Here is a 2,500-nt window from a genome sequence, read left to right on the forward strand (position 1 = left end):
GACACTGTCTCAGCCATGAGCTCGGTGAAATTGTAGTATCGGTGAAGATGCCGATTACCCGCAGCGGGACGAAAAGACCCCGTGAACCTTTACTATAGCTTCGTATTGGTTTTGGATAAGTAATGTGTAGGATAGGTGGGAGACTATGAAGCGGCGTCGCTAGGCGTTGTGGAGTTGTCCTTGAAATACCACCCTTTGCTTATCTAGAGTCTAACTCAGCAATGAGAACAGTGCGTGGTGGGTAGTTTGACTGGGGTGGTCGCCTCCAAAAGAGTAACGGAGGCTTCTAAAGGTTCCCTCAGCACGTTTGGTAACCGTGCGTAGAGTGCAATGGCATAAGGGAGCTTGACTGAGAGACATACAGGTCGATCAGGTACGAAAGTAGAGCATAGTGATCCGGTGGTTCCGCATGGAAGGGCCATCGCTCAAAGGATAAAAGGTACTCCGGGGATAACAGGCTGATCTCCCCCAAGAGCTCACATCGACGGGGGGGTTTGGCACCTCGATGTCGGCTCGTCACATCCTGGGGCTGGAGAAGGTCCCAAGGGTTGGGCTGTTCGCCCATTAAAGTGGCACGCGAGCTGGGTTCAGAACGTCGTGAGACAGTTCGGTCTCTATCTGCTGTGGGCGTTAGAAATTTGAGTGGATTTGACTTTAGTACGAGAGGACCGAGTTGAACTAACCTCTGGTGTATCTGTTGTTCCGCCAGGAGCACTGCAGAGTAGCTACGTTGGGAAGGGATAAGCGCTGAAAGCATATAAGCGCGAAACCCACCACAAGATGAGATTTCTTTAAAGGGTCGTGGAAGATTACCACGTTGATAGGATACAGGTGTAAAGGCAGTAATGTCATAGCCGAGTATTACTAATAACCCATAGGCTTATGTATAGTTCCCGACCTTCGGGTCGGGACGCAAACTCTTTTGATAATTTACGATATGATTTTACTAATATGTTAACTTATACAGTTGCAATATACTGAACGATTTAAGGTGATTATCGCAATGGGGCTCACCTCTTTCCATCCCGAACAGAGAAGTTAAGCCCATTTGCGCCGATGGTACTGCCAATGGTGGGAGAGTAGGTCGTTGCCTTTCTTTTAAACCTCAATCTTTATAGATTGAGGTTTTTTTTGCTCTAAACTCAAATGAAAAATAGTGCTTTTAACATAATTACCCTTCTTCTTATATTATAAATAAAGCTTATATAATTTTAATAATCCTAAATTCAAGATATTTCATAGAAAATAAAAAGAATGAAGTACTATTAAGTATCCCAAACTTATGCAGTACAATTATGTACTAAAAAAAAGGATTATAAGTATCTTGATAATCACCAGAGACGGAAAATGAAGATTTATTAGAAGAAAGGAGTAATAAAAATATTGATTGTAACTTATGAATGAGCAATATCGAATAAAAATGATTTTAGAGGGTATATTATCGAGATTAAATTAGAATATAAACTTAAAAGAAGGTGAAAAATAAGCTGCCTATATTCTTTAAAAAATAAGAATAAACAGAAAGCGATATACTACGTTAATATTCCAAGGAATTAGAAAAGAGTATATAGTTAAAACAGGCTAGAAGAAAACAAAAAATCTATACTTAAATTTTTTATTGATGTTAAAACAAACTTTTTTAAATAGTATATAAGATTATTATTACCATTATTAAGTAGCTCTTCAGAATAATAAATATAATTTCACTACAGTTTTCAAATATCAGCGAAGTAAAGAAGAGCATAATAGTGGTTGATTTATAGTTTACACAAGTAAGAAATTCACAGATATACTATTAACTTAAGCTAGTTTTAGTAACTGATCAAGAGTAATTCATTAACAAATCAATAAAATATGGGATTAATATTAGAGTTAAGTATTTAAGAAACAGGGTAAAAAAAAATACTTAAAAGAAAAGGATAGAAAGGTAGTTGTTATGTTGAAAAAGGAATCTATATTTGCACCCGCTAAGGGAAAAACGAGTGCTACAGAGCATGAGTGAGATGCTTTAAAAGGTCATAAAAAATACTGGTTAAGATAGTTTTAATAAAGTGTAAAAAATAAGTTAAATATTACTTGTTTAGTACAGATTAAAGAGAGTATCTTTGCAGTCCGATTTAGGGTAAATAGTTCATTAAAATGTTGCGAAAATAACTTTAAAAAAAGTTTCAAAAAGTTTTGTCAGTTTTAGAAAAGTTTATAGATTTGCAACCGCTTTAAGAAAGCGATACGATCAGAGAAATTTTGGAATGATTTAGTAATAAAAATCAGTTAGTTCGAATCTAGCGTTTCTACAAAATTAGGATTTACAGCGAGTGTTTTACAGCATGAGTGCGATACCCTAAAAGTTCATTGAAAATATTGAAATTGACAGCGTAAACAAAGAGTAGAATAACCACGTTCTAATTCGTTAGAACAAATTCTTTTGAAACTTATTCATTAATATTATTTAAAATATACAATGAAGAGTTTGATCCTGGCTCAGGATGAACGCTAGCGG

3 rRNA genes (2 of these 3 only partly in view) are annotated in these 2,500 nt (G+C 36.1%); all 3 read left to right on the forward strand.

The window, feature by feature from the left end:
* Positions 1–888 (forward strand): 23S ribosomal RNA (locus RRF68_RS11595) (it extends 1,997 nt beyond the left edge of the window).
* Between the two features lie 99 nt (positions 889–987).
* Positions 988–1,096, forward strand: a 5S ribosomal RNA gene (rrf, locus tag RRF68_RS11600).
* Between the two features lie 1,362 nt (positions 1,097–2,458).
* A 16S ribosomal RNA gene (locus RRF68_RS11605) occupies positions 2,459–2,500 on the forward strand (it continues 1,476 nt past the right edge of the window).

The sequence above is a fragment of the Tenacibaculum sp. HL-MS23 genome, assembly GCF_032463465.1.
Classification (GTDB): Bacteria; Bacteroidota; Bacteroidia; order Flavobacteriales; family Flavobacteriaceae; genus Polaribacter; species Polaribacter bernardetii.